The sequence below is a fragment of the Streptomyces sp. NBC_00096 genome (assembly GCF_045041305.1).
In the GTDB taxonomy this organism is placed as follows: Bacteria; Actinomycetota; Actinomycetes; order Streptomycetales; family Streptomycetaceae; genus Streptomyces.
On record NZ_CP108221.1, the window covers coordinates 5,651,201 to 5,677,419 of the forward strand.

At 73.9% G+C, this 26,219-nt stretch carries 21 protein-coding genes and 1 pseudogene; 14 read left to right on the top strand and 8 right to left on the bottom strand.

Annotated elements, in window-relative coordinates; translation table 11 throughout:
* Positions 1-117: 117 nt before the first annotated feature.
* A complete protein-coding gene (locus OG904_RS24945; protein WP_405494558.1) occupies positions 118-279 on the top strand; it encodes a hypothetical protein in 162 nt (53 codons plus the stop codon).
* Positions 280-509: 230 nt separating this feature from the next.
* Here the strand turns inward: OG904_RS24945 and OG904_RS24950 are convergent, their stop codons facing one another.
* Positions 510-1,259: a GntR family transcriptional regulator gene (locus OG904_RS24950; RefSeq protein WP_405494560.1), complete on the bottom strand. Its 750-nt coding sequence runs from the start codon at positions 1,257-1,259 to the stop codon at positions 510-512.
* A 79-nt stretch (positions 1,260-1,338) separates the two neighbouring features.
* Positions 1,339-2,673, bottom strand: a complete 1,335-nt coding sequence (gene hmgA, locus OG904_RS24955) for a homogentisate 1,2-dioxygenase (RefSeq protein ID WP_405494562.1) — start codon at positions 2,671-2,673, stop codon at positions 1,339-1,341.
* Positions 2,674-3,226: 553 nt separating this feature from the next.
* Here hmgA and OG904_RS24960 point away from each other — a divergent pair.
* From OG904_RS24960 to OG904_RS25000, 9 genes are all read left to right on the top strand, one after another.
* The gene (locus OG904_RS24960; RefSeq protein ID WP_405494564.1) at positions 3,227-3,772 is read left to right on the top strand and encodes a hypothetical protein; all 546 of its coding nucleotides are present in this window, start codon (positions 3,227-3,229) and stop codon (positions 3,770-3,772) included.
* Positions 3,773-4,303: 531 nt separating this feature from the next.
* Complete coding sequence (locus OG904_RS24965; protein ID WP_405494566.1) at positions 4,304-6,514, top strand: right-handed parallel beta-helix repeat-containing protein; 2,211 nt, start codon at positions 4,304-4,306, stop codon at positions 6,512-6,514.
* Positions 6,514-7,422, top strand: a complete 909-nt coding sequence (locus OG904_RS24970) for a cupredoxin domain-containing protein (protein WP_405494568.1) — start codon at positions 6,514-6,516, stop codon at positions 7,420-7,422. The genes OG904_RS24965 and OG904_RS24970 overlap by 1 nt, the downstream gene beginning before the upstream one ends.
* Positions 7,423-7,888: 466 nt before the next feature.
* Positions 7,889-9,295: a hypothetical protein gene (locus tag OG904_RS24975; RefSeq protein WP_405498248.1), complete on the top strand. Its 1,407-nt coding sequence runs from the start codon at positions 7,889-7,891 to the stop codon at positions 9,293-9,295.
* Between the two features lie 49 nt (positions 9,296-9,344).
* Entirely contained in the window at positions 9,345-9,965 is a 621-nt protein-coding gene (locus OG904_RS24980) for a TetR family transcriptional regulator (protein WP_405498250.1), read from the top strand.
* A gap of 286 nt (positions 9,966-10,251) precedes the next feature.
* A complete protein-coding gene (locus OG904_RS24985) occupies positions 10,252-12,609 on the top strand; it encodes a molybdopterin oxidoreductase family protein (RefSeq protein WP_405494570.1) in 2,358 nt (785 codons plus the stop codon).
* Positions 12,610-12,682: 73 nt separating this feature from the next.
* Positions 12,683-14,155, top strand: a complete 1,473-nt coding sequence (locus tag OG904_RS24990) for a CitMHS family transporter (RefSeq protein ID WP_405494572.1) — start codon at positions 12,683-12,685, stop codon at positions 14,153-14,155.
* Between the two features lie 122 nt (positions 14,156-14,277).
* Positions 14,278-15,690, top strand: a complete 1,413-nt coding sequence (locus tag OG904_RS24995; RefSeq protein WP_405494574.1) for an aldehyde dehydrogenase family protein — start codon at positions 14,278-14,280, stop codon at positions 15,688-15,690.
* Positions 15,691-15,847: 157 nt separating this feature from the next.
* Positions 15,848-16,927 carry a Zn-dependent alcohol dehydrogenase gene (locus OG904_RS25000; protein WP_405498252.1) on the top strand — a complete coding sequence of 360 codons (1,080 nt, stop codon included), beginning with the start codon at positions 15,848-15,850 and terminating at the stop codon, positions 16,925-16,927.
* Between the two features lie 15 nt (positions 16,928-16,942).
* On the opposite strand, the gene OG904_RS25005 is transcribed toward OG904_RS25000, so the two are convergent.
* Positions 16,943-17,590: a TetR/AcrR family transcriptional regulator gene (locus OG904_RS25005; protein WP_405494576.1), complete on the bottom strand. Its 648-nt coding sequence runs from the start codon at positions 17,588-17,590 to the stop codon at positions 16,943-16,945.
* Between the two features lie 71 nt (positions 17,591-17,661).
* On the opposite strand from OG904_RS25005, the gene OG904_RS25010 reads away from it, so the two are divergent.
* The 3 genes from OG904_RS25010 to OG904_RS25020 all read left to right on the top strand — a co-directional run bounded on the left by OG904_RS25010 (position 17,662) and on the right by OG904_RS25020 (position 20,014).
* Positions 17,662-18,813 carry an acyl-CoA dehydrogenase family protein gene (locus tag OG904_RS25010; protein ID WP_405494578.1) on the top strand — a complete coding sequence of 384 codons (1,152 nt, stop codon included), beginning with the start codon at positions 17,662-17,664 and terminating at the stop codon, positions 18,811-18,813.
* 157 nt (positions 18,814-18,970) lie between these two features.
* Entirely contained in the window at positions 18,971-19,279 is a 309-nt protein-coding gene (locus OG904_RS25015) for a YiaA/YiaB family inner membrane protein (RefSeq protein ID WP_405494580.1), read from the top strand.
* A 60-nt stretch (positions 19,280-19,339) separates the two neighbouring features.
* On the top strand, positions 19,340-20,014 hold the full coding sequence (locus OG904_RS25020) for a TetR/AcrR family transcriptional regulator (RefSeq protein WP_405494582.1): 675 nt from the start codon (positions 19,340-19,342) through the stop codon (positions 20,012-20,014).
* On the opposite strand, the gene OG904_RS25025 is transcribed toward OG904_RS25020, so the two are convergent.
* Positions 20,005-20,466, bottom strand: coding sequence for a MaoC family dehydratase (locus tag OG904_RS25025; RefSeq protein ID WP_405494584.1), 462 nt, complete (start codon positions 20,464-20,466; stop codon positions 20,005-20,007). The genes OG904_RS25020 and OG904_RS25025 overlap by 10 nt on opposite strands.
* 126 nt (positions 20,467-20,592) lie before the next feature.
* On the opposite strand from OG904_RS25025, the gene soxR reads away from it, so the two are divergent.
* Positions 20,593-21,036: a redox-sensitive transcriptional activator SoxR gene (gene soxR / locus OG904_RS25030; protein WP_405494586.1), complete on the top strand. Its 444-nt coding sequence runs from the start codon at positions 20,593-20,595 to the stop codon at positions 21,034-21,036.
* Here the strand turns inward: soxR and OG904_RS25035 are convergent.
* The 4 genes and pseudogenes from OG904_RS25035 to OG904_RS25050 form a co-directional block, all read right to left on the bottom strand.
* A complete protein-coding gene (locus tag OG904_RS25035) occupies positions 21,017-22,006 on the bottom strand; it encodes a 3-keto-5-aminohexanoate cleavage protein (RefSeq protein ID WP_405494588.1) in 990 nt (329 codons plus the stop codon). The genes soxR and OG904_RS25035 overlap by 20 nt on opposite strands.
* Positions 22,007-22,575: 569 nt before the next feature.
* Positions 22,576-23,118, bottom strand: a pseudogene (locus OG904_RS25040) (hypothetical protein); the annotation flags it as partial.
* 135 nt (positions 23,119-23,253) lie between these two features.
* Positions 23,254-24,669, bottom strand: a complete 1,416-nt coding sequence (locus OG904_RS25045) for a serine-threonine protein kinase (RefSeq protein ID WP_405494590.1) — start codon at positions 24,667-24,669, stop codon at positions 23,254-23,256.
* A gap of 81 nt (positions 24,670-24,750) precedes the next feature.
* Positions 24,751-26,139: an exo-beta-N-acetylmuramidase NamZ domain-containing protein gene (locus tag OG904_RS25050; protein ID WP_405494592.1), complete on the bottom strand. Its 1,389-nt coding sequence runs from the start codon at positions 26,137-26,139 to the stop codon at positions 24,751-24,753.
* Between the last annotated feature and the right edge of the window lie 80 nt (positions 26,140-26,219).

Below are 26,219 nucleotides of genomic sequence, written 5' to 3' on the forward strand. Positions count from 1 at the left end.
CCCGGCCGATGGTAGCGACGCCGGTCGGCGGCCGGGCCGTGTCCAGGCCGGAGAGTTAGGCTCCATATGTATGGATCTGCGCGATCTGCGCCGAACCAGGCGCCCCGGGAGGCGGTCATGAGCCAGTACGACGAGTACTCGACCCCGTCGCAGGCCGAGGGGGAGCGGCTCGACGAGGACCTGGACGAGAAGCAGCGCAAGCTGCGCCACGCCCAGACGACGCGCACCACTCCCTCCCAGGCGGAGGGGGAGCGGGGAGCGGAGGACGACCGGCAGTAGCGGGTGGCGGGTGGCGGGTGGCGGGTGGCCGTTCGGGCGGCCGGGCCGGTGCACGGGCTCGCGTCCCCGCCGGGTCTGTGCCTGCGCCCGTGTTCGTGCTCGGGCCTGTGTCCGTGCCTGCGCCCGCGCTCGTGTCTGTGCCCGTGCCCGTGCCCCTGCCCGTGCCCGTGCCCCTGCCCGTGCCCGTGGCCTTGCCCCTGCTCGTGTCTCTGCTCTCTGCCCGGGTCCGGTCAGTGGGCGTCGACGGTCACCGTGAAGGAGAAGCGGTCGCCGCGGTAGCGGATCCGCGCCACGTCCACCACCCGGCCGCTGCCGTCGTACGTCACGCCCGTGTAGTGCAGGATCGGGCTCAGCAGCGGCACTTGGAGCAGCTCGGCCGTGAGCGGGTCCGCGAGCCGCGCCTCCACGGTGTCGGTGATCCGGCTGATGTCGACCTTCACGATGTCGCGCAGCACCTTCGTCATCGGCCAACGCTCCAGATCGGCCAGGTCGATGGAGTCCGCGAGCTCCGGACGCACCGCGTTCTCCGCCCAGTTGGTCGGCTCGCCGCTCTCGCTGTCGTGCCGCAGCCTGCGGTACGTGACCACCTCGGGCGTGTCCGGGAAGTGCTCCAGCAGCTCCCCGGACACGGGCGTCCGCTCGCGGCCGAGGATCGTCGTACGGTCGCCCGACTGCTGCGCCACGATCGCGTCGACCGAGCCGAGGAGACGGACCGGGGCCCCGCGCACCGCCCCCGGCTCGATGAAGGTCCCGCGCCGCCGGTGGCGGCTGATGAGCCCCTCGGTCTCCAGCTCCTTGAGGGCCTGCCGCATGGTCAGCACGCTCACCCCGTAGTGCTCGGCGAGCTGCTCCTCGGTGGGCAGGCGCAGCGAGGCGTCCGCGGTGCGCCCGAGTATCGAGGCGCGCAGCGACTGGGAGACCTGGTACCAGAGCGGCAGCTTCCGGTTCAGTACCAGCGAGTCGGGGGCGAAGGCGGTCACGGGTGGTTCTCCGTACGACGGGGCGGGCGCGGTGGGCACGGCGCGCGCGGTGGCGGGGCCGCGCGGCGTGCTCGTGATGTTAGGCGCGGAAGTGGCGCTGGAGCCCCTGCCAGACGTCGTCGTATCCGCTCTGGAGGTGGTCCGCGCCGGCGGCCTGGGCCGTCGCCGTGATCGGCCAGCGCGTTTCGAACATGAAGGCCAGCCCGTCGTCGATCTTCTGCGGCTTCAGTTCCGCGGCGCTCGCCCGGTCGAAGGTCTCCCGGTCGGGTCCGTGCGCGGACATCATGTTGTGCAGCGAACCGCCGCCGGGGACGAACCCTTCCGCCTTGGCGTCGTAGGCGCCCTCGATGAGCCCCATGTACTCGCTCATCACGTTCCGGTGGAAGTACGGCGGGCGGAAGGTGTCCTCGCCGACCAGCCAGCGCGGCGCGAAGACCACGAAGTCCACGCCCGCCAGGCCCGCGGTGTCGGAGGGCGAGGTCAGCACGGTGAAGATGGACGGGTCGGGGTGGTCGTAGCTGATCGAGCCCAGGACGTTGAAACGGTGCAGGTCGTAGACGTACGGGACGTGCGTGCCGTACCAGGCGACCACGTCGAGCGGGGAGTGGTCGTAGGTCGCGGTCCAGAGGTTGCCGCAGAACTTGTTGACCACCTCGGTCGGACGCTCGCTGTCCTCGTACGAGGCCACGGGCGCCCGGAAATCGCGGGCGGCGGCGAGGCCGTTGGCGCCGATGGGGCCCAGGCCGGGCAGCTCGAAGGGCTGCCCGTAGTTCTCGCAGACGTAGCCGCGGGCGGTCTCGTCCTGGAGCTCCACACGGAAGCGGACCCCGCGCGGGATCAGGGCCACCTCGCCCGGGCGGGCGCTCAGCAGGCCGAACTCGGTGCGCAGCAGCAGGCCGCCCTGCTCGGGGACGATCAGCAGCTCGCCGTCGGAGTCGCTGAACACCCGGTCGGTCATGGGGGAGTTGGCGGAGTAGAGGTGGATGGCCATGCCGGTGCGCTGGGCGGCGTCGCCGTTGCCGCCCAGGGTCCAGAGGCCGGCCAGGAAGTCCGTGCCGGGGGCCGGCTCGGGCAGCGGGTTCCAGCGGAGCCGGTTGGGGTCCGCCGGGGCCTCGGTGAAGGGCGCGGTGCGCAGGGCGCCGTTCCCGGTCCGGGTGAAGGGCGGGTGCGCTGCCGAAGGGCGGATCCGGTAGAGCCAGGAGCGGCGGTTGTGGGAGCGCGGCTCGGTGAACGCGCTTCCGCTGAGCTGCTCCGCGTAGAGCCCGAGGGGGGAGCGCTGGGGCGAGTTCCGCCCGACCGGGAGCGCGCCGGGAACCGCCTCCGAGCTGTGCTCGTTGCCGAATCCGGTGAGGTACTCCAACGCCTCCGCCGTCTTCCTCGCCTGCTCGCTGCCGCCGCTGCTGCCGACGCTCATTGCACGCTCCCGGTCTGCCGAAGGAATCCTATGCCTGACAGTAGGATTCCTGGGGCGACACGTCAACGGGAGATTCCGGTCAGTCGGCCGGGGCGGGGTGGGGCGGTGCGGGGTTCGTGGCGTGGCGTGGCGTGGCGTGGTGTGGTGTCGGGCGGTACGGGCGGGGCAGCGCGGTGTGGGTCGGTGCGGTGCGGTGCGGTGCGGGCCCGGCCGGTGGGGCCGTCCCTTCTGTGGGCTGCGGCGTCGGCAGAGGCGGGGCGTTCTGCGGTCAGGGGTCCTCACTTGGGTTTTCGCGACTCGGTCCTCACTCGGTCGTGGTGCGGGCGGAGCGACCGGTGCCGGGGCGCGCAATCGCAGGGCCGGTGGCCGTACGGGTGCGAATCCGGCGGCTGTGGATGTTGATGCGGGGGCTGGGGCCGGGGCATGGCCACGGGGGATGACCGTGGCTTCCCCCGCACGGGGGAGGCCACCCTCCCTTCTCGCTCCACAGGCCCGTCCGGGTCCGCCGCGCAGGCTGACGAAGTCCGGTCGGCGGCGCGTGACGATGTGTGACATGAGCATTCAAGCGAGCGACTCGACGGTCGGCTCCGCCGCAGCGCCGCCCCGCTGGGCTGTCTGCGCCGCGCGTCTGACGACCTGGGTGGTGCTGCCGAGCGGACTGTGGCGCATCGCCCTGGTGCTCGGATACCCGGCCGGATACACCGAGGCCGGCTTCGAAAGCTTCCAGACGATCGGCGCGAAGGCGTGGATGCTGACGCTCAGCGTGCTCTGCGAGCTCGCGGCCTTCCTCACGATCGGGTTGGTACGGCCATGGGGCGAGGTCACGCCCCACTGGATACCGCTGATCGGAGGGCGAACGGTCCGCCCCGTCGCCGCCGTGGTCCCCGCCGCCCTCGGCGCGGCGACCCTGACCGCACTCTGGGCCGCCACCCCCTGGTGGTGGACCTTCCCGCACGAGGACATGACGCCCACCGGAAACCTCGTCGTCGGCATCCTCTACCAACCGATGTTCCTCTGGGGCCCGCTCCTCGCCGCGGTCACGTTCTCCTACCACCGCCGCCACCGCACCCCACGCCACCGACCGGGAGCCCCCGAGTAGGCCCCACGCACTGGTCCACCGCTCCGCACCACCCCGGGGCCCCCGGGCCCCCGGCCCCCCCGGCCCCCCGGCCCCCCCGGCCCCCCGGCCCCCGGCCCCCCCGGCCCCCCGGCCCCCCGGGCCCGCAGGCCCCCAGGTCCCCAGGTCCCCCGGGCCCCAGGTCCCCAGGTCCCCCGGGCCCCAGGTCCCCCGGGCCCCAGGTCCCCCGGGCCCCCGGCCCCCCGGCCCCCGGCCCCCCGGGCCTCCGGGCCCGCAGGTCTGCCGGGCTACACGGATGCCGGACCGCCGGACCGCCAGACCGCCGGGCTGCCGGGGCCGTAGCCCCGTAGCCCAGCGGGGCTACGTGCTGCCGGGTTGCGGCGGACCGGGCTACCGGCCCGTCCAGGTCGGCGTCCCGCGGACGCATCCGCCCCCCCCGTCGCCTCGCGGGGCGCGCCCGCCCAGGGGTGCCGGGTTACGACTTGGCCTGTCGGCGGGCTATTCGTGCGAGAGGGGATCCGAAAAGATGAACATTCCTCTACTCTCACGCGCATGTCGTGGACCCGCAGGATTCCTGCCGTGCCGGCGGCGCTCCTCGCCGCCCTCCTGGCCCTCTTGTCCCTCTTCGCCGCCGCACCCGCCGCCAGCGCGCACGAGGAGCGGCCCGTCGAACTCCCCGACGGCACCGGCTCCGTACCCGCGTACCGGACCGCCGAGCCCGACCTGATCGTCTGCAAGACCGACCGGCCCGCCTTCGAGCGCCGGATATCGGCCTTCCCCGACACCCTCAAGCAGCGCAACCTCGCCCTCTACGAGCGCTGCGAGAAGAACGGCTTCCGGGACCTCCAGGCAGCCGTCGACGCCGTGGACCGCCCGGGCGTGAACATCGCGATCCTCCCCGGCCTCTACGAGGAAGAGCCCTCGCTCCCGAAGCCGGCCGGCGAGTGCGCCTCGCTCAAAGCGCCCAACTCCTCGCTCGGCTACCAGATCCTGACCTACGAGCAGCAGGTGGCCTGTCGGCACAACCAGAACCTGGTCGCCATCCTCGGCAAGACGAACCTCCAGATCGAAGGCACCGGAGCCTCGCGCGAGGACGTGGTCATCGACGCCAAATACCAGAAGCTGAACGCGATCCGCGCCGACAAGTCCAACGGCATCTACTTCCGCAACTTCACCGCGCAGCGCACCACGTTCAACTCGCTGTACGTCCTGGCCGGCGACGGCTTCGTCATCGACGACGTCCTGACCCGCTGGAACGACGAGTACGGCTTCCTGACCTTCGCCAGCGACCACGGGCTCTACAAGAACTGCGAGTCGTACGGCAACGGAGACTCCGGCATCTACCCCGGCAGCGCCTCCAACATCAACGACGGCCGCGGCTACGACGTCCCCCGCTACTCCATCGAGATCACCGGCTGCCGCAGCCACCACAACATGGTCGGCTACTCCGGTACCGCGGGCGACTCGGTATGGGTGCACGACAACGAGTTCGACCAGAACATGGGCGGCGCCTCGATGGACAGCGCCTTCCCCGGTCACCCCGGACTCCCGCAGAACCACGCCCACTTCGAGCGCAACCTGATCCACGACAACAACGCCGACTACTACCACTACGTCGCCGACGGCACCTGCGCCAAGCCGCCCGTGGAGCGCGGCTACGAGCAGGGCGTGGTCTGCCCGCAGATCTCCATGCCCCCCGGCACCGGCATCATCACCGCCGGCGGCAACTGGAACCTCTACGAGAACAACTGGGTGTACGGGCACCAGCGCGCGGGCTTCTTCCTCTCCGCCGTCCCCGCCTTCATCCGCGGCGAGGAGAAGCTGTCGAAGCAGGCGGACACCTCCCACCACAACCGCTACGCCGGCAACGTCCTGGGCAAGGACAAGTCCGGCGCTTCCCGCCCCAACGCCATGGACGTGTGGTGGGACGGCCAGGGTCGGGGCAACTGCTGGCAGCAGGGACCGGACGGCTCCACCCCGGGCACGCTCCCGCAGTGCGGTGAGCGGCGGGGCGCGGTCTCCGGCGGCTCGGCCCGGCTGGCCGGCGAACCGGTGAAGCTGGCCCAGCTCCTCGTCTGCGCCGACTACAACGTCCAGGCGCGCAAGCTTCCGGCCGGCTGCGACTGGTACGGGTCCCGGGGGCTCCAGCGGGTGGAGACCCAGCTCGCCCTCGCCGTCGCGGCGGTCCTCCTCCTGGTCGGCGGCCTCCTGTGGTGGCGCAGGCTGCGCACCTCCCGGACGGCCACGGTGGCCACCCTGCTCGGCCTCGCGGGCCTGGCCCTGGACGTGGCGGGCTCCACCACGGGACTGACCGGCACCTTCGTCCCGGCCCTGGCGCTGCTCTGCCTCGGCCTGTGGTGGACCGGCGTCGGCGTCGCACTGCGGACCACCCGCCCGTGGCTGGCCCGGCTGACCCTGCTCCTGGGCGCGCTCACCCTCCTCGACGCCTTCGACAAGGCCGTCCTGATGATCCCCTGGATCCCGCTCAGCCCGGCCTGGATACGCGGCCTCGTCGCGGTGGTGTGGGTCCTGTGGGCCGCGGTCGCATCGGCCCGCCCCGGCGGGACCCCGGCCCGCCCGGCCGGCCCGGGCGGCGACCCGTCCGGCGACCGGGTCCCCGTCCCGGCAGGCCCGCCCCCAACCCTGAACGCCGAGCGCGAACCCGGCAGGGTCACCGCCCCCACCGGCACCGCCGCCGCCACCGACCCCGGCAAGGGGACCGGCGCCGGGTCGGAGCGGGGCGCGGCGGGGGGAGACGCGTGATGACCGATCCCACGGGCGACCGCCCCGAGAACCGGGTCTGGTGCGACGCCTGCGGTACGCCGCCGCGCCGGACCCGGCGGGCTGGCCGCGCCGCCGCGCTGCTCGCCCTGGCCCTGCTGCTGGCCGGCGGCGCGGTGACGGGCTGCGGGGGCAGGGCCACCACCCACCACAAGCCCGGCACCAGCCACGAGCAGGCCTCCGGCAGCGTCGGCACCCTGCTCGCCGCCGACGACGGCGCGGGGCACCGGCTCCGCGAGGTCCCGGCCAAGGGCGCGCCGGAGGTCCGGCTCGCCGCCCGGCCGGACTCGGAGGACGGCTGGAACCTCCAACTGGCGGTGACGAACTTCCGTTTCACCCCCGACAGCGCCGGCGGCGCCGCCCTCCCGGGTGCCGGTCACGCGCACCTGGAGCTGGACGGCCGCAAGCTGGCCCGCCTGTACGGCCCCTGGTTCCACCTGCCCGCCGCGCAGGTGCCGGAGGGCGCGCACACCCTGACCGTCCGCCTCTACGCGGACGACCACACGGCCTGGGCCGTAGCGGGCAAGCCGGTCGAAGCCACCCTCCAGCTCACCGCCGCGTCCGCCCAGCCCACCCACACGCACCCCGCGGCCACGCCGCCCCCCGCGTCCCCGGAGGCGTCGCAGGCCGACCGGACGGTCAGCATCACCGTCCGGGACGGCAAGGTCTCACCGGCGCCGGGCCGCGTGGAGGTGACGCGCGGTGAGCGCGTTGCCCTGCGCGTCACCAGCGACCGTGCGGACACCCTGCACGTCCACGGCTTCGACAAGGAACTCGCCCTGCCGGCAGGCCAGGAGGCCACCCTGATCCTGACGGCCGACCGCACGGGCCTCTTCGAGGTCGAAACCCACGAGTCCAACCTCGTCCTGACCCAACTCCTCGTCCGATGACCACGACCCCCCACCCCACCGCCCCGCCCCACCCCCCAGCCTCGTCCCAGGTTCCGCCCTGGGCCGGGGCCTCGGCCCGAGCCCAGGCCCAGGCCTCAACCCAGGCCCCGGATCCAGGCCGTTCGGCGTCGGCCCCGGCGTCGGCCCCGGCCCCAGCCCCCGCTCCGGCTCTGGCTCCGGCCCCAGTTCCGGCCTGGGCCCAGGCCCCGGATCCGAGCCGTTCGGCGTCAGCCCCGGCTTCGGCTCCGGCTCCCGCCCCGGTTCCGGCTCCGGCCCCGGCCTCAGTTCCGGCCTCAACCCAGCCCCCGGATCCGGGCCGTCCGGCTCCATCCCCTGCGTCCCCCGCATCGGTGGTCCGGTGGTGAGCGGGGGTGTGGGGGTGGTGTCGCAGGTGCGGGTGGGCGGGTTCGGGTTCGCGCTGGGGGGTGATCCGTACGGCGCGGCCGGTGGCGGGTTCGGCCGGGGCGTGGTCCAGTACCCGGCCGATCCGCTCACCGTGCTCGCGCACGGGATCGGGTCCCGGCACGATCTGCCGATCTCCCCCTTCTACGCGTTCGCCGGCGCCTTCATCGCGCTCTTCATCTCCTTCCTCGCACTCGGCCTCCTCTGGTCCGACTCCCGCTTCCGCGGGGACCGTTCGGGCATCGCCCTGCCCGCCGGGCTCCAGCGGGTGGCCGACGCGCCGGCCACCCGCACCGCCCTGCGCGGGCTCGGCCTCGCGGCCGCGCTCGCCGTCCTCCTCCACCTCCTCCTCGGTCCCGACGACCCCGCCCGCAACCCCGCTCCCGGAGCCGTCTACGTCCTCCTCTGGGTCGGCCTCGTGCCGGCCTCCCTCCTCCTCGGTCCCGTCTGGCGCCTCCTCAGCCCGCTCCGCGCCCTGCACCGCCTGTTCACCCTGCCGGGAAGGCTCCGCGCGGCCCGTTCCGCGGCCACCGTCGCCACCCCCGCCACCGGCGCCGGGAGCCCCTCCCGCGGCTCGCGACGCCCACCACCGCGGCTCCCCGCAGCTACGGAGCCCCCGACACCCCGCCCGATCCCCGCCCGGCTCGGGCAATGGCCCGCGGCCGCAGGGCTGTTCGCCTTCACCTGGCTCGAACTCGTCTCTCCTGATCCCGCCTCCACCACCACCCTCCTGATCGCCCTGACCGGCTACGCCGCCGTCCAGCTCCTGCTCGCCGCCCGCTACGGCGAGCGCTGGTTCGCCGACGCAGACGCCTTCGAGGTGTACTCCGCCCTCCTGGCCCGGCTCTCCCCCCTCGGCCGCCGCAGCGACGGCCGCCTCGTACTCCGTAACCCCTTCCACGGACTCGACGCGACACCCGAGCGGCCCGGACTCGTCGCCACCGTCTGCGTCCTGCTCGGATCCACCGCCTACGACGGCTTCTCCGACAACCCCTCGTGGATCAACGCGATCCAGACCTCCCCCCTCGGCCGCACCCCCGCGGCCACCCTCGGACTCCTCGGCTCCATCGCCCTCGTCGCCGCCCTCTTCTGCCTCTGCGCGGCGCTCACCCGCCTCGTCTGCGGCCCGCACCCCGGCCCGCTGACCGCCTTCGCGCACTCACTCGTACCGATCGCGCTCGGCTATCTCGTCGCCCACTACTTCTCCCTCCTGGTAACCGAAGGACCACGCACAGTAAGCATGGCACTCGGCACTGACAACGCCCCAGAACCCTTGCCACCACTGGGCCCCGGCGGCCTCGCCACCCTCCAGGTCGTCGCCGTCGTCACCGGACACGTCCTCGGGGTGATCGCCGCGCACGACCGTTCCGTACGCCTCTTCCCGCCCGCGAAAGCCGTCGCCGGACAGCTGCCGCTGCTCGCACTGATGATCATTTACACGGTCGGCGGACTCGGCCTGCTGCTGAGCTGAGACCGTGGAACCGGTACCGCCGCCGACCCGTTGAACGAGGAGCGGCATGATGGACCCCGTGCTCCCAGCCCACCCCCTGCGCCGGACGCCGATCCAGCAGCGCAGCGCCGACCGCCTCGAGCGGATCCTCGACGCCTGCGCGGAACTCCTGGACGAAACCGGGTACGAGAACCTCAGCACCCGGGCCGTCGCCCTGCGCGCCGGCGTGCCCATCGGCTCGGTCTACCGGTTCTTCGGGAACAAGCGGGCCATGGCCATCGCCCTCGCCCACCGCAACCTCGAGCGCTACGCCGACGGCATCGAGGTGAGGCTCGCCGCCCTTCCGGCGACCCGCTGGCGACCGGTGGTCGACGCGGTGCTGGACGAGTACCTCGTCATGAAGCGCAGTGTGCCCGGCTTCGCGCTCGTGGACTTCGGGGTGCCCGCGCCGCCGTCCGAGGGGCCCGCCTCCGACCCCAACCACCTGGTCGCCGTCCGCCTCACGGAACTGCTCGGCGCCCACCTCGCCCTCACCCCGGACGCCACCCTGGAACGGGCCGTCCTGGTGGCGGTCGAGGCCACCGACGCCCTGATCCAGCTCGCCTTCCGCAACGACCCGGCCGGCGACCCCGACATCGTCGACGAGACCCGCGCGATGATGCACGCCTACCTCGCCCGCGTCCTGGACTGACAAACGTCGGCCGCGCCGCCCCTGCCCGGCCCCCGCCCTTGCCCAGCCCGGCCCCTGCCCAGCCCGGCCCTTGCCCAGCCCGGCCCCGGCCCCGCCTCGCGCCTCCCCTCCGTCACCCGGCGCCACCTCGCGCCGCCACCGTCACCCGCCACCGCCACCGCCACCGCGCCATTTCCGGTGCCGCAGGGTCCTCCCCACCGTGCCTACCGGTCGGTATGCTCGGTGCCGCCCGCGCGGCCGCACCGACCGCGCCCCCGTGCCGCAGCCTGCCGCCCCTGGAGGGCCCATGCCCCGCACCGCCCTGCGCATCTGCCCCCTCTGCGAAGCCACTTGCGGCCTCACCCTCACCATCGAGGGCGCCACCGTCACCGGTGCCCGGGGCGACCGGGAGGACGTGTTCAGCCGCGGCTTCATCTGCCCCAAGGGCGCCGCCTTCGGTGGCCTCGACTCGGACCCCGACCGGCTGCGGACCCCCCTCGTCCGGCGCGAAGGCCGGCTCCAGGAGGCCACCTGGGAGGAGGCCTTCGAGGTCATCGCCGCTGCCGTCCCCGCCCTGGTGCAGGAGTACGGGCCCCAGTCCGCCGGCGTGGTCCTGGGCAACCCGAACGTCCACACCATGGCCGGCCAGCTCTACCCTTCGCTGCTGCTCAAGGCCCTCGGCACCCGCAACCTCTTCACCGCCAGCACCCTCGACCAGATGCCCAAACACGTCTCCAGCGGGCTGCTCTTCGGGGATCCGTCCGCCATCCCGGTCCCGGACCTCGACCGCACCGACTTCCTGCTGCTGCTCGGGGCCAACCCGGTCGAATCCAACGGTTCCCTGTGCACCGCCCCCGACTTTCCCGGCCGGCTCAAGGCGCTGCGGGCCCGGGGCGGCACCCTCGTCGTCGTCGACCCGCGCCGCACCCGGACCGCCAAGCTCGCCGACCGCCACCTCGCGCCGCGTCCCGGCAGCGACGCGCTCCTGCTCGCGGCCCTCGCCCGGACACTGCTCGCCGGGAAGGCGACCGTCCCGGGCGCGCTCGCGGAACACGTACAGGGGATCGGGGAACTCCGCGAAGCGCTCGACAGTTTCACTCCTGAGGCCGTTGCCCCCGCCTGCGACCTCACGGCCGGAGAGATCCGCGACCTCGCCCGCGATCTCGCGGCCGCGCCGACCGCCGCCGTCTACGGGCGGATCGGCAGCTGCACCGTGGAGTACGGCACGCTGGCCAGCTGGCTGGTCGACGTGCTGAACATCCTCACCGGCAATCTCGACCGGCCGGGCGGAGCCCTGTTCCCGTTGTCCGCGACCGACCGCGCACCCCGGCCGGCCGGGCCCGGCAAGGGCTTCCGTCTCGGGCGCTGGCACAGCCGGGTCAGCGGCCACCCCGAGGCCAAGGGCGAACTGCCCATGTCCGCGCTGGCGGAGGAGATCGAGACCCCGGGGGAGGGGCGGATCCGCGCGCTCCTCTGCATCGCGGCGAACCCCGTGCTGTCCGCCCCCGACGGCCGGCGCCTCGACGCGGCCCTGGCCGGGCTCGACTTCATGGTCAGCATCGACCCCTACCTGAACGAGACCTCACGCCACGCGCACGTGGTCCTGCCCCCGCCCCCGCCCTCGCAGAGCGCCCACTTCGACTTCTCCTTCAACACCTTCGCCATCCGCAACCAGGTCCGCTACTCGCCGCCCGCCATCCCGCTCGAAGAGGGGCGGATGGACGAGTGCGAGATCCACGCTCGCCTCGTACTCGCCGTCTCCGGCATGCACGGAGCCGACCCGGCGGCCGTGGACGACCTCGCCATCCGGACCGCTCTCGCGAGGGAGAGCGCCGACCCGGACTCCCCGCTGCTCGGGCAGGACGCGGCGCACCTCGCAGGCATGCTCTCGGGCGCCACCGGCCCCGAGCGCCGCCTCGACCTGATGCTCCGACTCGGCCCCTACGGCGACCGGTTCGGCGCGGACCCGGCCGACGGGTTCGGCGCGGACCCGGCCGACGGGTTCGGCGCGGCCCAGGCCGACCGGTTCGGCGCGGCCACGGCCGTGTCCGGGAGCGGTGCTACGGAGCCCGGCGCGGGCACCGCCGAGGGCGCGGCGGAATCCGGCCTCAGCCTGGAGCGGCTGCGGGCGCACCCGCACGGAATCGACCTGGGCCCGCTGCGGCCCCGGCTCCCCGGCCTGCTCAGGACGCGCAGCGGCAGGATCGAGCTGCTGCCTGACCCGATCGCGGCCGAGCTTCCCAGGCTGCGCGCGACGCTCGCCGACCGCCCCGCAGCCCTGGTGCTCGTGGGCCGCCGCCATCTGCGGTCCAACAACAGCTGGTTGCACAACGTTCCGGCCCTCACCGGAGGTTCCAACCAGTGCACCCTCCAGGTGCATCCGGACGACGCGGTCCGGCTCGGGCTCACCGACGGGCGCCCGGCCCGGGTCACCGCCGACGGCGGCAGCCTGGAGGTCCCCGTGGAGATCACCGACTCCGTCCGCGCCGGAGTCGTGAGCCTCCCGCACGGCTGGGGCCACGACCGGGCAGGCACCCGTCTCTCGGTCGCCGGGGCCGCCCCCGGTGTCAACGTCAACCAGCTCCTCGACGGCACCCGGCTCGACCCGCTTTCCGGCACGGCCGTGCTCAACGGATTCCCCGTCGAACTGACACCCATCCCCTGAGCTGGGGTTTTGCTCCTATTGCTCACGTGCGGACGTCTTGTTGGCCCCAGGAGGAGGGGCCTACCTTCCCCACATGCTGACCTTCCTCGGATTCGCCATGATCGCGACGTTCCTGGTTCTGATCATGCTGAAGAAAATGTCGCCCATCGCGGCGCTCGTCCTCATCCCCGCCCTGTTCTGCGTGTTCGCCGGACAGGGCGCACAGCTCGGCGGCTACGTCATCGAAGGGGTCGGCAAGCTCGCGCCGACCGCCGCGATGCTGATGTTCGCCATCGTCTACTTCGGCGTGATGATCGACGTCGGCCTCTTCGACCCGATCGTGCGCGGCATCCTGCGCTTCTGCAGAGCCGACCCGATGCGCGTCGTGGTCGGCACCGCCGTCCTCGCCGCCATCGTCTCGCTCGACGGCGACGGATCGACCACGTTCATGATCACCGTCTCGGCGATGTACCCGCTCTACAAACGCCTCGGCATGAGTCTGGTGGTGATGACCGGAGTCGCGGCCACCGCCAACGGCGTCATGAACACCCTGCCCTGGGGCGGCCCGACGGCCCGCGCCGCCGCCGCCCTCAAGCTCGACGCCGGCGACATCTTCGTGCCCATGATCCCCGCGCTCGCGGTGGGCCTGGTCTTCGTCTTCGCCCTGGCCTACGTCCTCGGCCGCAAGGAGCGCCGCCGCATCGGCCTGCTGACCTTCCCGGCCGGCACGCAGCGGACCGGGGAGCACGCGGCGCAGCGCGGGGGCGTGCCCGCCGGCGAGCCTGCCGGGGACCTCCTCGTCGCCACCGGTACGGGCCCGGCCGCCGGGGGCGCGCGTACGCCGTCCACCACCACGGCACCGGTCGTCCAGGCCGATGCGTCCGCGGGTTCCGGCGCGGACGCCGCCGCCCCGGACGAGGACGGGTTCCAGGGCCTCGACCCGCACCGTGCGACCCTGCGCCCCCGCCTCTACTGGTTCAACGCGGGCCTCACCGTCGCGCTCCTCACCGCCATGATCATGGAGTTGCTCCCGATCCCGGTGCTCTTCCTGCTCGGCGCCGCCCTCGCGCTCACCGTCAACTTCCCCCACATGCCGGACCAGAAGGCCCGGATCGCCGCCCACGCAGACAACGTCCTGAACGTCGCCGGCATGGTCTTCGCCGCCGCGGTCTTCACCGGAGTCCTCAGCGGCACCGGCATGGTCAAGCACATGGCCGACTGGCTGGTGGGCGCCATCCCCGACGGCATGGGCCCGCACATGGCCCTGGTCACCGGCCTGCTCAGCCTCCCCCTCACCTACTTCATGTCCAACGACGGCTTCTACTTCGGCGTCCTTCCGGTCCTCGCCGAGGCCGGCGCCGCCCACGGAGTCTCCCCGCTCGAGATCGCCCGCGCCTCCCTGGTGGGCCAGCCCCTGCACATGTCGAGCCCGCTCGTGCCCGCCGTCTACGTCCTCGTGGGCATGGCCAAGGTCGAGTTCGGCGACCACACCCGTTTCACCGTGAAATGGGCGGTCCTGACGTCCCTCGTGGTCCTGGCGGCAGGGATGCTTTTCGGCATCATCTGACCCCGTCCGCCCCTGGCGCACACAAAACTACCGACGCTAGTTTGTAGGGTGTTGGCGACGTCAGGTCCACCGGTCCACCGGGCCGTAGGTGTACGCGCTCGGGCGCGTTCGGGAGGAATGCCATGAAGGCCCACGACGGGATGTACATCGGAGGCGAGTGGCGGCCCGCCCTCGGCGACGGCCGGATAGAGGTCCTCAACCCGGCGGACGAGCGGCTCATCGCCTCGGTCCCGGCCGGTTCGTCCGAGGACGTGGACGCGGCCGTGCGTGCGGCCCGCGCCGCGTTCCCGGCCTGGGCGGCCACGGCTCCGGCCCGGCGGGCCGCCCTCATCGGGGCGCTGCGCGACGTGCTGGTCGCCCGCAAGAGCGAGATCGCCGCGACCGTCACCGCCGAGCTGGGCTCGCCGCTGGGCTTCTCGGAGATGGTCCACGTCGGGGCGCCGATCGCCGTGGCCTCCTCCTTCGCCGAGCTCGGGGCCTCGTACGCCTTCGAGGAGCGGATCGGGAACTCGACCGTGCTGCTGGAGCCGGTCGGCGTCGTCGGGGCGATCACCCCCTGGAACTACCCGCTGCACCAGATCGTTGCCAAGGTGGCGCCCGCTCTCGCCGCAGGCTGCACCATCGTCCTCAAGCCCGCCGAGGACACCCCGCTCACCGCACAGCTCTTCGCCGAGGCCGTGCACGAGGCGGGGATCCCGGCCGGGGTCTTCAACCTGGTGACCGGCACCGGCCCGGTCACCGGCCAGGCCCTGGCCGCGCACGAGGGAGTCGACCTCGTCTCCTTCACCGGATCCACTGCGGTCGGCAAGCAGATCGGCGCCACGGCCGGCGCCGCCGTCAAGCGGGTCGCCCTCGAGCTGGGCGGCAAATCGGCCAATGTCATCCTGCCCGGCGCCGACCTCGCCAAGGCCGTCGCGGCGGGCGTGGGCCACGTCATGAACAACGCCGGCCAGAGCTGCAACGCCCTCACCCGCATGCTCGTCCACCGGGACCAGTACGAGGAGGCGGTCTCCCTCGCCGCCACGGCCGCCGCCAAGTACGCCTCCGGGGACCCCCTCGACCCGGGCACCCGCCTCGGCCCGGTCGTCAGCGCCAAGCAGCGCGACCGGGTGCGCGGCTTCATCACCAAGGGCATGGAGGAAGGGGCGCGCCTGGTCGCGGGCGGGCCCGAGGCGCCGCACGGGCAGGGGTACTTCATCGCCCCGACCGTGTTCGCCGACGTCACGCCCGGGATGACCATCGCCCAGGAGGAGATCTTCGGCCCCGTGCTGTCGATCCTTCCCTACGAGGACCAGGACGAGGCCCTGGCCATCGCGAACGGCACGGACTACGGGCTGGGCGGGGCGGTCTGGGCCGCGGACGAGGAGACGGCCGTGGCCTTCGCCCGCCGCATGGACACCGGCCAGGTGGACATCAACGGCGGCCGCTTCAACCCGCTCGCGCCCTTCGGCGGGTACAAGAAGTCCGGCGTGGGCCGCGAGCTGGGCCCGCACGGTCTCGCCGAGTACCTGCAGACCAAGTCCCTGCAGTTCTGACCCGTCCGCACAGGGGCCACCCCCGGCCTCCCGCCCGGGGCCCCGAGGCCTCCCGCCCGAACCCCCGGCCTCCCGCCCGAACCCTCAGCTCTCAGCCGTCGGCCCGAGCCCCCGGCCCGCCCGCCCCGCACCCATGAGCCCCACGGAGACGACGACCATGGTCCGCGCCGCCATCCTGCCCGCCGTCGGAGCCCCGCTGGAGATACGGGACATCGTGCTGCCCGATCCCGGCCCCGGTCAGGTCCGGGTGCGGCTCGCCGCAGCCGGGGTCTGCCACTCCGACCTCTCCCTCACCAACGGCACCATGCGGGTCCCCGTACCCGCCGTCCTCGGCCACGAGGGCGCGGGTACGGTCCTCGCCGTCGGTGAGGGGGTCGCCCATGTGGCACCCGGCGACGGGGTGGTGCTCAACTGGGCCCCGTCCTGCGGCGAGTGCCACCACTGCTCGATCGGCGAGGTCTGGCTCTGCGCGAAGGCGCTCTCCGGGGTCGGGGCCGTCTACGCCCACGACGCCCGGGGCGCCGAGCTGCACCCGGGGCTGAACGTGGCCGCCTTCGCCGAGGAGACGGTCGTCGCGGCCAACTGCGTGCTGCCCGCCCCCGCCGGGATCCCGCTCACCGAGGCCGCGCTGCTCGGCTGCGCCGTCCTCACCGGCTACGGAGCCGTCCACCACAGCGCCAAGGTCCGCCCCGGCGAGTCGGTGGCCGTCTTCGGGGTCGGCGGCGTGGGGCTCGCCGCCCTCCAGGCGGCCCGTATCGCGACGCGGGGCCCGATCGTGGCCGTGGACGTCTCCCCGGCCAAGGAGGAACTGGCCAGGGCGGCCGGGGCCACCGAGTTCGTGCTCGCCTCCGAGACCACCGCCAAGCAGATCCGCGCGCTGACCGGCGGCCACGGCGCGGACGTGGCCGTCGAGTGCGTCGGCCGGGCCGAGACCATCCGGGGTGCCTGGGACTCCACCCGCCGCGGCGGGCGTACGACGGTCGTCGGCATCGGCGGCAAGGAGCAGCAGGTCGGCTTCAACGCGCTGGAGATCTTCCACTTCGCCCGCACCCTCACGGGCTGCGTCTACGGCAACAGCGACCCCGCCCGCGACCTCCCGGTGATCGCCGACCACGTCCGCGCGGGCCGGCTCGACCTCGGAGCGCTGGTCACCGACCGCATCACCCTCGACGGCATCCCGGCCGCCTTCGACGCGATGCTCGCGGGCAAGGGAGGCCGCTCACTGGTGGTCTTCTGACCCCGCCGGACGGCGTCAGACCGTCTCCCGCAGCGCCTCGTACTGGATGGCCAGCCCGTCCAGCAGAGCCGCCAGGCCCGTCTCGAAGGCGCCCTCGTCCACCTCGCGACGGCGCTCCGCCAGCAGGTGGGCCTGGCCCAGGTGCGGATAGTCCGAGGGGTCGTATGCCGTTTCGTCGTCCACGAAACCCCCGGCGAAGGAGCCGACCGCGGAGCCGAGGATGAAGTAGCGCATCAGGGCGCCGATCCGGGTCGCCTGAGCGGGCGGCCAGCCGGCCGCGGTCATCGAGCCGAAGACCGCGTCGGCCACCCGCAGACCGGCCGGCCGGCGGCCCGGTCCGCGCGCCAGCACCGGCACGATGTTCGGATGGTCGGACAGGGCGGACCGGTACGAATGCGCCCAGTCGCGCAGCGCGGTCCGCCACTCCCGGCCGTCGTCCGCCTCGAACATCGACAAGTCGACCCGCGCGCTCACCGCGTCCGCGACCGCGTCCAGGATTTCGTCCTTCGTGCGGAAGTGGTTGTACAGCGAGGGGCCGCTGACGCCCAGCGCCGCCGCCAGCCGCCGCGTCGAGACGGCCTCCAGTCCCTCGGCGTCCACCAGCGCGCCCGCCGCCTCGACGATGCGGGATCTGCTGAGCAGGGGCTTGCGCGGTCTGGCCATGCGCCACATAGTAAGGCTGCCCCGCTAAAACTAGCGGTGCTAATTAATACCGTCCCGCCCGGAGGTGCCCGGTGAATCTGGAGCTCAGCGAGGAGCAGTCCGCCGTCCGCGATCTCGCCCGCGGGTTCACCGAGCGCGAGATCACCCCGTACGCCGCCGCCTGGGACCGGGCCGAGAGCGTGGACCGGGCCATCGTCAAGAAGCTCGGGTCGGTCGGCTTCCTCGGTCTGACCGTCCCCGAGGAGTACGGCGGCTCCGGCGGCGACCACCTCTCCTACGTGCTGGTCACCGAGGAACTCGGCCGCGGCGACTCCGCCGTGCGCGGCATCGTCTCCGTCTCCCTCGGCCTGGTCGCCAAGACCGTCGCCGCCTGGGGGAGCGAGGAGCAGAAGCGCGCCTGGCTGCCCCGGCTGTGCTCCGGCGAGGCGCTCGGCTGCTTCGGCCTCACCGAGCCCGGCACCGGCTCCGACGCCGCCGGCCTCACCACCCGGGCCACCCGCGAGGGGGACTCGTACGTCGTCAGCGGCAGCAAGATGTTCATCACCAACGGCACCTGGGCCGACGTGGTCCTCCTCTTCGCCCGCACGAACGACGAGCCCGGCCACCGCGGGATCTCCGCCTTCCTCGTGCCCACCGACACCCCGGGCCTGACCCGCCGCGAGATCCACGGCAAGCTGGGCCTGCGCGGCCAGGCCACCGCCGAACTGTCCCTCGACGCGGTGCGCGTACCCGCCACCGCGATGCTCGGCCCCGAGGGCAAGGGCTTCTCGGTGGCCATGTCGGCCCTCGCCAAGGGCCGGATGTCGGTCGCCGCGGGCTGTGTCGGCATCGCCCAGGCCGCGCTCGACGCGGCCGTCTCCTACGCCGCCCAGCGCGAGCAGTTCGGAAAGCCGATCGCCCACCACCAGCTGGTCCAGGAGCTGATCGCCGACATCTCCGTCGACGTGGACGCGGCCCGGCTGCTGACCTGGCGGGTCGCCGACCTGATCGACCGCGGCCTGCCCTTCGCCACCGAGTCCTCCACCGCGAAGCTCTTCGCCTCCGAGGCCGCCGTCCGCGCCGCCGGCAACGCCCTCCAGGTGCACGGCGGTTACGGCTACATCGACGAGTACCCGGCCGGCAAGCTGCTGCGCGACGCCCGCGTGATGACCCTGTACGAGGGCACCAGTCAGATCCAGAAGCTGCTGATCGGCCGCGCCCGTACGGGAGTTTCGGCGTTCTGAGCACCTGAGGTCTGCAGGGGCCCGGACTCTCCGGGACCGGACTCTCTCCGGCCCGGAATCCTCCGAGCGCCGAACTCTCCGGACCCCGAACTCTCTGAGTACGTACGTGAGTACGCGCGCGGATGCGCCGCGGCCCGGGCCGCCGGAAGCTGGACCCATGAACGAGACACCGGTCAAGCAGCAGAACACGGGGGCTTACTACGGCCAGGCCGTCGCCTCCTTCGGCATCGCCATCGGCGCCGTGGCGCTGGGCATCTACAACATGGACGCCGACGGCTGGGTCCGAGCCTTCCTCGGCATCGCGGTCCTCTACCTCACCACCTCGGCCTTCACCCTCGCCAAGGTGGTCCGCGACCGCCAGGAGGTCACGCAGATCGTCAGCCGGGTCGACCAGGCCAGGATGGAGAAGATCATGACGGGCTACGACCCCTTCGCTCCGAAGCAGCCCACCGCCCAGGAACGCTAAGCGCTTGCTCACCCTCCGGTAAGGTGTTCATTCCTACAAGCCGAAGAGGGTGAGCGAGCGATGGACAGCGCGGAGGAGATCGGCGGCTACCGGCCGTGGTCGGAGGTCACTCCCGACGCCGCGCGAAGGCTGCTGGTCGCCGCCGTGGACGCCTTCGCCGAGCGCGGGTACCACGCCACGACCACGCGGGACATCGCCGGACGGGCGGGCATGAGCCCGGCCGCCCTCTACATCCACTACAAGACCAAGGAAGAGCTGCTCCACCGGATCAGCCGGATCGGCCACGACAAGGCCCTGGAGATCCTGGACATCTCCGCCTCCGGCCCCGGCGGCGCCGCCGAGCGGCTCGACGCGGCCGTGCGGTCCTTCGTGCGGTGGCACGCGGCACATCACACCACCGCGCGCGTGGTCCAGTACGAGCTCGATGCTCTCGCTCCGGAGCACCGCTCCGAAATCGTGGCACTGCGCAGGCAGAGCGAGGCGGCCGTCCGCCGCATCCTCGCCGAAGGCGTCGCGGCGGGGGAGTTCTCGGTCCCCGACGTTCCGGGTACCACGCTCGCGGTCCTGTCCCTGTGCATCGACGTCGCCCGCTGGTTCAGCGCGGACGGCAGCCGCACGCCCGACGAGGTCGGCGCGCTCTACGCCGACCTCGTGCTCCGCATGGTGGGGGCCCGTCCCGGGGGCGCGGCGCCGGCCGCTCCGGGCGCGGAGGCTCCGGGCGCGGCTCAGAAGTAGTAGCGGGACACCGACTCCGCCACGCACACGGGCTTCGCGCCGCCCTCGAGCTCGACCGTGACGGTCGCGGACACCTGGACGCCGCCGCCCGCCTCCACGACCTCGGTGATCAGCGCGGTCGCGCGCAGTCGCGAGCCGACCGGCACCGGCGCGGGGAATCGCACCTTGTTGACCCCGTAGTTGATGCCCATCTTCATGCCCTCGACCCGCATGATCTGCGGCACCAGGCTCGGCAGCAGCGACAGCGTGAGGTATCCGTGCGCGATGGTGGAGCCGAAGGGTCCGTCCGCCGCCCGCTCCGGGTCCACGTGGATCCACTGGTGGTCCCCGGTGGCGTCCGCGAAGAGGTCGATCCGCTTCTGGTCCACCTCCAGCCAGTCGCTCGGGCCGAGCGGTTCGCCGATCCCGGCGGTGAGCTCCTCGGCGGACGTGAAGATCCTCGGCTCGGACATACCCGTACCTCTCCCTGGCTAATAAGCGCTTGCTCAGCGTTCAGGATGCAGCATGCTGGGGCCGCATGTATCTGTCAACGACGCACCTGACGGCGAATGTCGGACCGGCCGACTACCCTCGGCGGTGTGCCGCAGATTCCCGAGAAGGTCCACGAGCTCACCGTCGGCCAGCTGTCCGCCCGCAGCGGCGCGGCCGTCTCCGCGCTGCACTTCTACGAGACCAAGGGCCTGATCAGCAGCCGCCGCACCGCCGGCAACCAGCGCCGCTACGGCCGTGACGCGCTGCGCCGCGTGGCGTTCGTGCGCGCCGCCCAGCGGGTCGGCATTCCGCTCGCCAGCATCCGCGACGCGCTCGCGCAGCTCCCCGAGGGGCGCACCCCCAACCGGGAGGACTGGGCGCTGCTGTCCGCGAGCTGGCGCGCCGAGCTCGATCACCGCATAGCCCAACTGGGCCGCCTGCGGGACCACTTGACCGACTGCATCGGCTGCGGCTGTCTTTCGCTGGAGAACTGCGCGCTCTCCAATCCGGACGACGTCTTCGGCGAACGCCTCACCGGCTCGCGGCTGTAGCCTCCCGGCGCGCGCGGGTCGCCGCCGCGACCAGTTCGGCGTTCGACCGCGCCGCCCGGCCGTCCGGCAGGCGCAGCACGTCTCCTACGCCGATCCGCGCGCCGGTCCCGCGCAGCGCGGCCAGCCGCAGCACGGGCCAGGCGGCCTCCTCGCGCCCGAACAGCAGCACCGGCACGGGCGGCAGCCAGCGCATCCCGGCGATCGACCCCGGGTCGGCGGAGGGGAGTTCGAGCACGAGGCGGACCAACGGGTGGCTCCGTACCGGCCAGGCGAGGAACCGCCCCAGCGGCCCGGGCGCCCCGCCCACCGGGACCTCCGCGTCCACCCCCACCCCGCGCTCCAGCAGCAGCTCGGCGAGCTCCCGCGCCCCCGGCTCCGCGAACCGCACCACCGCCCGGTCCGGCAGCACCACCCAGCTCCGCACCCGGGCCAGCCGCTCCGCCACCCCGCTCTCGGCGCCAACGCCGGCAAGCACGCCAACCGACACCCCGAGACCGGAGCCCCCCGCGGCTCCCGCCCCGACTCCCGCTCTGGCCCGGGCCCCGGCTCCCGCCCCGGTGTCGGTCTCGCCCCCGGCTCCCGATCCGGCGCGGGCCGTGGACGCGGAGCGGGCCTCGGCTCCCGCCCCTGCGCGGGCCTTGGCTCCCGCTCCTGCGCGGGCGTCGGCTCCGGCTCCCGCGTGGGCCCCGGGCCCGGCTCCAGCCTCCGTGTAGGCCCCGAGGCCGGATGCCGTCTCCGCGTGGGCCCCGGGTCCGGATGCCGCGCCGAGGCCCGCGTCACGGAGGGCCTCCAGCAGGGGTCCCACCACGCGGGGGGAGAGGCTTTCGCGACCGCACGGGGTGCGGGGATGGACCAGTACCTCCCCGGCTCCGGCCGCCACCGCGGCCAGCGCCGACTCCACCAGGTCCTCGGGGGTCATCGGTACGGCCGTCCCGTCGGCGGCGCTCCGCGAGCCGTTCAGCGACACCACGAGCGGGGGTCCCGGCGGCGCCGGCCTCATGCGGCACCCGCCAGATCGGCCGCGGACAGCGCCGGGTCCGCGAGCGCCGGTCTCGGCACCACGATCCCGCAGCCCGCGCAGACCGGCCCGTCCCACGCCCAGGCGGTGCCGGCGGGCGTACCGGTGGTCGACCGGGTGGCGACAGTCGGCGCGCCCACCGAGGCGCGGGCAGGCGTCACGCCCGCCCGTCGAGCGGACGGCACCCCGACCGCCACCGCTGCCGTCCCGGTCACCAGCCCCGGCCCAGCCGTCACCACCGACCCGGCCACGGGCTCCGGCCCCACCCCGGCGGCTCCTCCCGGCTCCGCGTCCGGCCCGGCTGCCGCCGTCGGGCCAGCCGTCCCCGCAGCCCCGTCGGCTGCTGCCGGTCCCGCAGTCGCCCCGGGCGTCGCTGTCGATCCAGCCGTCCCCGCAGCCCCGGCTGTTGTTCCCGGTCCCGCTGTAGCCCCGGCCGTCGCTGCCGAGCCGGCCGCCGCCCCAAGTCGAGCCGTCGACCCAGTCGTCGCCGTCGGTCCGGCCGTCGACCCCGGCTCCGCTGCCGCGCCGGCCGCTGCGCCCGGTCCGGCCGTCGACCCCGGCTCCGTCACCGCGCCGGCGGTCGCCGTCGGGCTCGGCGCCGCCGTCGGCCAGTGCAGGTCGCGGGCCCCGCACACCGGGCAGACGCGGCCCGGTTCCGACTCCAGTGCCGCCACCAGTCTTCGCAGGACCTCGCCCAGGGTTCCCGAGGGGCGGACGCCCGGGTCCGCGCAGCGGACCACCGCGTCGCCGCTGCCGCTCCAGGCCCACTCGGGGCGGCGCAGCCCGTGGTGCTTCTCGCGCCGCCGGCGCTCCGCGAACTGGCGTTCGTACTCCAGCCAGACCGCCCGCGCGTCCTCCAGCTCCTCCAGGGCGGCCACCAGCCGCGAGGGGTCCGCCGCCCGGTCCTCGGGGCCGATCCCGTGCCGGTCGCACAGGTGCCACCAGGTCGCGCGGTGCCCGTACGGGGCGAACCGCTCCAGGCAGCGGCGCAGCGAATGGCGCCGCAGGGCCCGGTCGTTGCGTGCGTCGCGCACCTGGTAGGCCAGACTCCGGAATCCCGCCATCACCTTTCACCTCCGCCGAGCGCCCAGCACCGAGCGCCGTGCCCGCCGCGCACCGCGCTGTGTGCCCAACATGCCCTGCACTGTGTGGGCGCATGCGGGGGCGGTCGAGGCGTGCGGGTGGCACATGGCCGGAACTCAGCGCCCCATGCGCCCCGCCACGACCACCAGCCGGGCGAGCTCCTCGTGGCAGATGTCGCTGTGCGCCCCCGAGGGGGCGCCGCCGCGCCGGACCACGGAACCCGCGTCCACGCTGACGCAGCCCGTCGCGGGCAGTCCGCCGCGCAGGGCCGCGTCGAGGGTCAGCCGGGGCGCTCCCGGCACGCCCCGCACCCCGTCGTGCCCGATGGCGCCCCACCGCTCGTCGAAACCCAGAAGACCGGCCGAATCGCCCGCGATCCGGGAGGCCAGCGGATAGAACACCTTGAGGGAGGAGTCGTAGGGGGAGTGGCAGGCCGCCACCGGGCCGTCGACCCGGCTCTGCAGTCCGCGCAGGGCGCCCCCGCGCCCCCGGTCGTGCGGCAGGCTGTCGGCGAACGCGTAGTGCGAGAAGGCTCCTTGGAGGAGCGTCAGGGACTTCACGTTCCGCGCCCCGGAGGGCAGTCCGCGCAGCGAGAAGGAGACCAGCCGGCCGCCGAAGCTGTGGCCGATGAGGTGGATCCGCAGGGCCGGTCGGCGCAGGGCCAGCTCAGCCAGCACGGGCCCCAGGCCGTGTTCGCCGACGACTCCGGCGCGGGCCTTCATCTGGTAGTACGTGGCCTGGCGCAGCACCTCCTTGGCGCCGTTCCACATCGCCCGCGTCGCGACCTCCGCCGGGCCTCCACCCGTCGCCGCCCCCTCCGCCGGGCCGTCGGCACCGGAGGAGTCCGCGTCGGGGAACGAGCCCGGGAACGAGCCCGGGAACGAGCCGGGGAACGTGGCGCCCGCCTCGGCCAGGGCGTCGGTGAACACCCGGCACACCCGCAGGACGTCCTCGGTGAGGAAGGCGGGGACCTCGCGGGGCGCGAAGGGCTCCGCCAGATCGTCGCCCGATCCCACCCCGTCCACCCCGGCCAGCTCCCGCACCAGCGCGCCGAACTCGGCGAAGGCCCCCTCCTGCGGAGGCCGTTCCTCCAGCAGTTCGCCGAGACGGTCCAGCTCCGCGCCCCGGCCCGGCCAGAACGCGCCGAGCGCCCGCCGGGTGGCCGGGTCCAGGGCCGTACCGTGGCCCGGTTCCCCGGCGCGCCCCACTGAGCCGAAGGCCCCGTGCGCGTCGAAGTCGGGTATCGGCTCGTCCGAGAAACGGATCGAGGGCCACACGACCCCCACGTACCCCAGCCGCACCCCGGTCCCCACCAAATCCGCGAAGGGGGCGTAGAACCGGTCGAAGAGCCGGACGGCCGTGGACCGGTCGGAATTCCACCCGTGGGCGAAGACCAGCAGGTCGGTGGCCTCGATCCCGAACACCGCCTCCCGCGCGCCCGGGGCCGCGTCGCCCTGGGTGTCGTAGGTCAGCTCCACGTACGGTCCGGCCGCGATCCCCGCCGCAGCCGCCGTCTCCCCGATGTGCACCATGACGTCCCCCTCCACGCCGTGTCCCTGCCCGACAGCATCCTGCGGACACGGCCCCCCGACCAGCCCCGGGACACCACCGCCTCACGGATACAGCAGGTACTTCTCCCGCACCGCCGCGAACCCCGCCAGCCCCGCCGCCCAGTCGGCCGCGACCTCCTCCACGCCCGCCCCCGCGTCGACCATCCGCCGGACCCGGTCCGAGCCCGTCAGCCGGTCGATCCAGTGGTCCGCGCGCCACGCGAAACCGCTCCACGTCCGCCGTGCGGTGACCAGCAGCCCGATCCCCGCCCGTACCGGATCGAAGGCCTCCCGGTCGTGCACGAGCAGCCGTACCCCACCGCAGGTCTTCCCGGCGTGCTTGGAGAAGGAAGGCGTGAAATAGGCCTCCCGGAACCACACCCCGGACAGCTCCAGCGCGTTCGCCGCCTCCGCCCAACGCCGGTCCACGCCCTCGGCGCCGACGAGTTCGAAGGGGGTGGTCGTACCGCGCCCCTCCGACAGGTTCGTCCCCTCGAACAGGCAGGTCCCGGCGTACGCGAGGGCTGTGGCGGGGGTCGGCATGTTCGGGCTCGGCGGCACCCAGGGGAGCCCGGTCGCGTCGAAGAACGACTCCCGCCGCCACCCGGCCATCCGCACCACCCGCAGCCGGACGGCCTCCCCGGCCCGGCCGCCGCCCGGGAGGAACTCGCCCGCGAAGAGCCCGGCCAGCTCGCCCGCCGTCATCCCGTGCGCCAGCGCGATCGGCTCCCGGCCCACGAAGCTCGCGTACGGGCGCTGCAGGACGGGTCCGGCCGCCCGCCGGCCGCCGACCGGGTTGGGCCGGTCCAGCACCACCACCGCCTTGCCGGCGAGCGCGGCCGCGCGCATGCAGTCGTAGAGGGTCCAGATGTAGGTGTAGAAGCGGGCGCCGACGTCCTGGATGTCGAAGACGACGGTGTCGATCCCGGCCGCCGTGAACACGTCCGCGAGGGCCTGTCCGCTCTTGTCGTACGTGTCGTACACCGGCAGCCCGGTTGCCGGATCCCGCCCGGCCCCCTCCGAACCGCCGGCCTGCGCGGTGCCCCGGAATCCGTGCTCGGGCCCGAACACCGCGACCAGGTCGACGCGTTCGTCGGCGTGCAGTACGTCGACCAGGTGGCGGGCGTCCGCGGTGATCCCGGTGGGGTTGGTGACCACCCCGACCCGCTGGCCGGCCAGTACGGCGTACCCGTCCGCGGCGAGCCGCTCGAACCCGGTCCGCACCCGGTCGCCCCCGGCGGCACCTCCGGCGGCGCCCGCGGCCGACCCCGGAGCCGGGCCCGCGGCGGCGACGGGAGCGGCGCCCGCGGCAGCGCCCGCGGCGCCCCCCGGAGGGCCATCCGGAGCCGCCCGCGCGAGCGCCCGCGCGGTCCCCGGCGTCCCCGCCCCCCAGGTACCGGCGGCCCCCGCCGCCCCGGCCAGCCCCAGCAACCCGCGTCGCGACAGCGTCATCGCGCCAAAGTAGGGCGCAGCACCCTTCCGCCCTGACATACCGACTGGTTAGTCTGCCGGGGATCCGGCACGCGGCAGCA